Source organism: Phenylobacterium sp., from assembly GCF_030654915.1.
In the GTDB taxonomy this organism is placed as follows: domain Bacteria; phylum Pseudomonadota; class Alphaproteobacteria; order Caulobacterales; family Caulobacteraceae; genus Phenylobacterium.
The window spans coordinates 1-5,289 of sequence record NZ_JAURWM010000383.1 but is presented as its reverse complement, the minus strand read 5'-3'; the positions used below and the strand labels follow the sequence as shown (position 1 = coordinate 5,289).

Annotated in this window: 6 protein-coding genes; 3 read left to right on the top strand and 3 right to left on the bottom strand. The window is 66.2% G+C overall.

Features of this window, described 5'->3' with window-relative positions:
* Positions 1-11 precede the first annotated feature (11 nt).
* Genes Q7T84_RS19815 through Q7T84_RS19805 form a run of 3 tightly spaced genes read left to right on the top strand, consistent with a single transcriptional unit; the run spans position 12 to position 1,637 of the window.
* The gene (locus Q7T84_RS19815; protein WP_304812506.1) at positions 12-149 is read left to right on the top strand and encodes a hypothetical protein; all 138 of its coding nucleotides are present in this window, start codon (positions 12-14) and stop codon (positions 147-149) included.
* Complete coding sequence (rfbC, locus tag Q7T84_RS19810) at positions 149-679, top strand: dTDP-4-dehydrorhamnose 3,5-epimerase (RefSeq protein WP_304812504.1); 531 nt, start codon at positions 149-151, stop codon at positions 677-679. The genes Q7T84_RS19815 and rfbC overlap by 1 nt, the downstream gene beginning before the upstream one ends.
* Position 680: 1 nt before the next feature.
* Complete coding sequence (locus Q7T84_RS19805) at positions 681-1,637, top strand: NAD(P)-dependent oxidoreductase (protein WP_304812501.1); 957 nt, start codon at positions 681-683, stop codon at positions 1,635-1,637.
* A gap of 5 nt (positions 1,638-1,642) precedes the next feature.
* Here the strand turns inward: Q7T84_RS19805 and Q7T84_RS19800 are convergent, their stop codons facing one another.
* The 3 genes from Q7T84_RS19800 to Q7T84_RS19790 all read right to left on the bottom strand — a co-directional run.
* Positions 1,643-3,922 (bottom strand): tetratricopeptide repeat protein, encoded by a 2,280-nt coding sequence (locus tag Q7T84_RS19800; RefSeq protein ID WP_304812498.1) that lies wholly within the window; start codon positions 3,920-3,922, stop codon positions 1,643-1,645.
* Between the two features lie 129 nt (positions 3,923-4,051).
* Positions 4,052-4,318, bottom strand: a complete 267-nt coding sequence (locus Q7T84_RS19795; RefSeq protein ID WP_304812495.1) for a SemiSWEET family sugar transporter — start codon at positions 4,316-4,318, stop codon at positions 4,052-4,054.
* A 99-nt stretch (positions 4,319-4,417) separates the two neighbouring features.
* Positions 4,418-5,289: sulfate ABC transporter substrate-binding protein (locus Q7T84_RS19790; protein WP_304812492.1), on the bottom strand; the 872-nt coding region annotated here is incomplete at its 5' end.

Sequence of the window (5,289 nt, the reverse complement as noted above, 5' to 3'; positions counted from 1 at the left end):
CCCCGGCGCGGATCGGCGATTTCAAGCCCGACTATCTGATCATCCTGCCCTGGAACCTGAAGGACGAGATCATGGGCCAGCTGGCTCACATCGCCGACTGGGGCGGCCAGTTCGTCACCGCCGCGCCGGATACGAAAGTCGTGCGCTGATGCGGTTTACGGCGACCGACATCGACGGCGTCGTAATCGTCGACCTGGATGTGATCAGCGACACGCGCGGTTCGTTCTCGCGCCTGCATTGCCCCGAGGACTTCGCCGCGGCTGGTCATCCGTTCGTGCCTGCGCAGACCAGCCTGTCGCGCAACGCCAAGGCGCGGACCCTGCGCGGCATGCACTATGAAGCCGCGCCCCATGCCGAGGCCAAGCTGGTCCGCGCGACGCGCGGCGCGATCTTTGATGTCGCCGTTGATCTGCGTGCGGACAGTCCGACCTATTTGCGCTGGACCGGAACGGAACTCTCCGCCGAAAGCGGCCGGGCCCTGCTGATCGGCCAAGGCATGGCCCATGGGTTCATCACGCTCGAAGACGACACCGACGTCCTCTACCAGATCGACCGCATGTTCGAGCCCGGCCACGGGCGCGGCGTGCGTTGGAACGACCCGCGTTTCGGCATTGATTGGCCAGCGACGCCGCTGGTGATCTCCGAGCGCGACGCCGCCTATCCAAACCACGAGGACTGACATGACCAAGGTCCTGCTGACCGGCGGAAGCTCGTTCTCCGGCCTCTGGATCGCCGAGGCCCTGGCCGCGGCCGGGTATCAGGTCACCGCTCCCATGCGCCGGTCGCGGGCTGACTATTCCGGCCTACGGGCCGAGCGCGTCGAGCGGCTGGCGAAGTCCGTGGACGTGGTGTTCAACGCGCCGTTCGCCTCGCCAGCTTTCTCAGAACTAGCCGGCGACGGCTTCGATCTGCTGGCCCACCACGCAGCCGATATCCCGAACTATCGCTCGGCCGATTACGACGTGATGGATGGCGTAAGCCGCAATCTGCTGGGCGCGGAGGCGGTGCTCTCGGCTTTCGCCAAGGCCGGCGGCAAGGCGGTGATCGCCACCGGTACGGCGTTCGAGGCCGGCGAGGGGCGGGCGGAGGCCGGCGATCTGGCCGTTAGCCCCTATGGTCTGTCCAAGACCCTGACCAACGAGGCCTTGCGCCACCTCGCGCGCTGGCGGGACCTGAAGTTCGGCAAGTTCGTGATCGCCGGTCCGTTCGGGCCGCTGGAAGAGGGCCGCTTCGGCTGGTCGCTGTTCCAGCGCTGGTTTGCTGACGAAGCCGGACTTGTCCGCACGCCGCTCTATGTCCGCGACAACATCCCCGTACCGCTGCTGGGCCAGGCCTATGCCGCCTTGGCGCGCGACCTGCTGACCGAGGCGGGGCCAGACCAGAAAGTCGCCCGGCCCTCCGGCTTCGTGGGCACCCAGGAGGCGTTCGCCCATCTGCTGGCGCGCGAGATGGCGCCTCGTCTTGGGCTGGCCTGCGAGGTGGAGGCCGCGCCGCAACCGGCCCTCACCGAACCGTTGGTCCGCGTCAACAGCGACCCCTGGATCACGCCGGGCTGGCCCGCAGAGGCGTTCTGGGACGACTACGCGGCCTATTACCGTCGCATCGCCGCCGCTGGATTGCTGTCGGCCCCGGCGTGAGAGCCCTAGCCGGCCTTCACCGCCTTTTCGATCATCGCGAAGTAGTCGGCGGCGAATTGCTTGGTGTCGGCTAGCGGGCTCGCCTTCAACCGCGCGCGCATGCCACGGCGCAGCTCCGCGATCCGGGCGTGGTCGGCGCCGAGCTTCAGCGCGATCTCGACATACTCATCGGTGCTTCGCGCCACGAGGTCGCCCAGGCCGACATTCATCAGCACCGAGTAGCTGAGACGTTCGAACACTGCGTCGCCGACCTGGGCCACCACAGGCACGCCCATCCAGAGCGACTCGCAGGTCGTGGTGCCGCCGGTCTGGGGGAAGGTGTCGAGCGAGATGTCCATCTGGTTGTAGAATGGCAGGTGGCGGCCGCGGACGTTCTCGAACACCACCCGCTCGGCCGCGACGCCCTCGGCCGCGAAAATCTTGCGGATGTTGGCGCAGAAGGTCGGCGTGCCGCCTTCCGGACGGACGAACAGGAACTTCGAACCGGGCGTCCCGGCGACGATCTTGGCCCAGGCCCCGACGACTTCCTTGCCGTACTTGTAGGGATTGTTCGCGGTGCCGAAGGTGACGTAGCCGTTGCGGGTCACCGGGGCGACCGGATCGGCCTGGGGCTCCTCGCGGAAGGCCCGTTCGCCCAGCGCGTACCAGCCCTTGGGCAGTTCGAGCGGCTTTTCGATCAGCAGGCCGGGCTTCTCGGGCGTCATGTAGGGATCGAGAACCAGGTAGTCGATTTCCTTCAGGCCGGCGGAGTGCGGATAGCCGACCCAGCTCGCCGACAGCGGCGCGGGCTTGAAGCCCATGACCGCGAGCTTGTTCATGTGGGTCGATCCGCCCAGCTCGATCAGCATGTCCAACTGGTCGTCGGCGATCATCTGGGCCGCGCCCCGATCATCAATGTCCTTCACCCAGCGGAAGCCGTCCACCCACTGGGTGATCTGCTTCTGCGTGGCGTCCTCTTCGCCCTGATAATACGAGTAGCAATAGATCTCGAAGCGGCTGCGGTCGTAGTGCTGGAACAGCGGCAGGGCGAAATAGGCCACCGGATGGGTGCGCAGATCGGACGACATGAAGCCCACGCGGATCTTGCCGTTCGGCGTCCGCGGCCCACGGTGCTCGATCGGCCGGCGCTTAACCGCCGCCTCGACCTTGCGGCCCCAGATCAGGTGCTGTTCGATCAGTTCTCGGCGGTCCTCCAGCGTCTTCACCCGCGCCAGGTGGGCGAACAGGGCGGTGTGCCGTCCGGCCTCGGCCCAGGTGCGGCCGACCTCGGAGAAGCTGCCCAGCTTCTCCATGTCGTCAAAGGCCGCGACGCGCACCATCAGTTCATAGGCGATCTTCAAGTTCGGCGCCGTCATCGGCATCTGGTCCACGATTCCGACCAGGATCTGATAGGCGCGCTCCAGGTTGGCGGCTTCGTCGCCATGACGCGAGCGGCCAAGGCTCTCGGCCAGGGAGACCTGATACCGAATGTCCTTGGGATCGAGCTCGATGGCCCTTTCGAACGCGGCGTTCGCACGCGCACGATCGTAGTCGGTGATGTTGCTGCCCAGCTGGAAGTGTAGCGACGCCTCGTTGGGGTGCTTCTCCAACTGGTCGAGCAGGAACTGCTCGGCGTCGCGGGTGGCGCCGGTGCGGCGGATGCCCACCGCCCGGGCCTCGACCAGGCGCATGTCGGCGGGATTGGCGGCGACGGCGCGTTCCAGCACCGGTTGCGCCTCCTCCTGCGACTTGGCTTCGCTGATCACGCCGATCAGGTCGAGCCAGGCATCCACCAGGGTCGGCTTCAGCTTGACCGCCAGGTTGAAGCGCATTTCAGCCTTGTCGAGCTCGCCGGCGAACCAGTAGGCGCGGCCCAGACTACGCTGAACCTCGGCGTCGTTCGGCGTGACGCGCACCAGCTTGGTGAACACGTCCACTGCCGCTGGATTACGCATGTCGTTGTAGACATTGCCCTTGTTGTTGAGCACCGATCGGTTTTTGGGGTCGAGCTTGCCGGCCTTGTTCAAGGCGTCCAACGACTCGCCAAGCCGGCGGAGCCGACGCAGCGCGACCCCGCGCAGGTTCCACAGATCGATGTCTTTCGGGAACCGCTCGACGGCCTTGCCAGTCCAATCGGCGGCTTGATCGTAGCGTTGGCGCCGGACAAGCAGCGTCGTGAAATTTCGGTAGATTCCGACTGGCGCGGCCGGGTCGCTGTTCAATTCTCCCTCGATCAGCCGAATTCCTGCGTCGGTGTCGCCAGCTTTCAGGGCGGCTTCGGCGGCGGCGAATCTGTCGATCGACATCAAGACATCCTGTCGCGCGCCAGATGCGGCTGGGCCGTGGTTCCACGCGCGTGGGGGTTTAGGAGCGCGGGTTCGCGCCGGTCGGCGGCAATCTAGTGGCGCCTCGCCCTGGCGCCAACTATGGCGCGATTATCCGCCGCGGAAACGCCACTTGAGGCCGAGGATCACGCCGGAGAGGACCAGGCAGACCGCGTTGGAGCCGACCACCGGCCAACTGTGGGTGAGGGCGCCATAGGCGATCCACAGCGAAAAGCCGGTCACGGTCACCACATACATCCGCAGGCTGACGGAAGAGGCGTCGCGCTCGCGCCAGATCTTGGCGATCTGCGGCGTGAAGCTCGTCATCGAGCAGATGGCCGCGGCGGTTCCGACGATGTCCGGCGTCGAGAGGTTCATGGGCCTTCAAACGGGCCCTGAAGGCGCAGGTTGCCACGCCCATGAAAAAGGGCGCGGAGCCGAACTCCGCGCCCTGGGTTCGCCGTGCGCCTGGGAGGGCTAGCGCGGCTTGTAGATGCGGTCGAACACCCCGCCGTCGCCGAAGTGATAGGCCTGGGCCTTCTTCCAGCCGCCGAAAGTGTCGTCGATGGTGACCAGCGGGATCTTGGGGAACTTCTTGGCCCACTTGGCGGCCGCTTCGGGATTGCGCGGGCGGTAGTGGTTTTTGCCGATCAGATCCTGGGCGATCGGGCTGTAGAGGAAGTTCAGATACCCCTCGGCCACGGTGCGGGTCTTCTTGCGATCAACCACCTTGTCGACCAGGGCGACGGGCGGTTCGGCCAGGATCGACATCGACGGATAGACGATGTCCACCTTGCCGGGACCCAGTTCCTCGATCGCCAGATAGGCCTCGTTCTCCCAGGACAGCAGGACGTCGCCGATGCCGCGCTGGACGAAGGTGGTGGTCGAGCCACGCGCGCCGGTATCTAGCACCGGCACGTGCTTGAAGAGTTCACCGACAAAGGCCTCGGCCTTGGCGGCGTTGCCGCCGGGCTGGCGCAGCGCCCAGGCCCAGGCCGCCAGATAGTTCCAGCGCGCGCCGCCGGAGGTCTTCGGGTTCGGCGTGATCACGTCGATGCCGGGTTTGATCAGGTCGCCCCAGTCCATGATCTTCCAGGGATTGCCCTTGCGGACCAGGAACACGATGGTCGAGGTGTAGGGCGTCGAGTTGTTGGGCAGGCGAGACTGCCAATTGGCCGGCAGCAGCTTGGCCTTGGCGGCGATCTCGTCGATGTCGCTGGCCAGAGCCAGGGTGACGACATCGGCCTGCAGGCCGTCGATCACCGAGCGGGCCTGCTTGCCCGAGCCGCCGTGGCTCTGGTTGATCACCAGGTCCTGGCCGGTCTTGTCCTTCCAGTACCTGGCGTAGG